This window comes from Sandarakinorhabdus oryzae, assembly GCF_009733735.1.
Classification (GTDB): domain Bacteria; phylum Pseudomonadota; class Alphaproteobacteria; order Sphingomonadales; family Sphingomonadaceae; genus Sandarakinorhabdus; species Sandarakinorhabdus oryzae.
Window position 1 is genome coordinate 1 of the sequence record NZ_WNJP01000351.1, and the last position, 966, is coordinate 966.

Below are 966 nucleotides of genomic sequence, written 5' to 3' on the forward strand. Positions count from 1 at the left end.
CCACGCCGTCGGCGTTGATGTCAGCCGCCGCCACCAGCGCCCCGCGTGCCGCCAGCGCCACGGCCAGCGCCCGCCCGATCCCGCTCGCCGCCCCGGTGATCAGCACGCGCTGCCCCGTCCAATCAATCATCCCCAACATCCTCTTTTGTCGCGCATTGACGAGACGCCATCGCCGATGCCACGTCAACCGCGGGAGGAGCCGCCGCTTGGACGTGAAACTGGAACGGGCATTGCGGCCGGGCGGCGTGTTGCTGCTGGTGCTGTCGGCCTCGTCGCCGGTGCTCTCCGTGTTCGTCGGCGGATCGGCGGTGCTGCACCTGGCCGGCAGCGGCGCCGCGCTGGCCTTCATCGCCGGCGGCCTGCTCGCTGCCCTGCTCGCCCTGCTTTATGCCGAACTGGGCGCGCGCCGGGCCGGGGCGGGCGGCGTCTATCCGGGGCTGGCGGCGCTGCTCGGGCCAGGCGTGGCCCATGGCTATATGTTCATGACGCTGGTGACAGCACTGCCGCTGATCGCCTTTTCCGCGCTCGGGCTGGCGGGCTATCTGAAGGTGATCTGGCCCGGCCTGCCCACGTTGCCGGTGGCGCTGGTTGGCCTGGCGCTGGCCGCCGGCATCGCCATGCTCAACATCCGCACCTCGGCGCTGGTGACCGGCATCTTCCTCGGCGTCGAGATGCTGGCGCTGGCCATCCTTACCTGGGTGGCGGCCACTGCGCCGGCCGTGCCGCTGATGATGCTGCTGCCGCCCCCGGCGCTGGATTTCAGTGACTTCGGGCTGGCCGTTCTGGGTGGGCTGTTCTGGTGCGGCGGCGCGGTTTACGGCCTCTATTTCGTCGAGGAGATGGAGGGCGGCCGCGCCGCGCTGGGCCCGGTGGTGGCGCAGGCCGGGCTGGTCTCGGCGCTGGTGATCGCGCTGCCGATGCTGCTGCTGGTGCCGGCGCTGGCCACCGCGCCCCGGCTGTTTGCCG

At 71.8% G+C, this 966-nt stretch carries 1 protein-coding gene and 1 pseudogene; one reads left to right on the forward strand and one right to left on the reverse strand.

The window, feature by feature from the left end:
- The coding region (locus GJ693_RS16225; protein WP_328598853.1) for an SDR family NAD(P)-dependent oxidoreductase at positions 1-139 on the reverse strand (139 nt) is incomplete at its 3' end.
- Positions 140-206: 67 nt separating this feature from the next.
- On the opposite strand from GJ693_RS16225, the pseudogene GJ693_RS16230 reads away from it, so the two are divergent.
- Positions 207-966: pseudogene (locus tag GJ693_RS16230) on the forward strand (hypothetical protein); the annotation flags it as partial.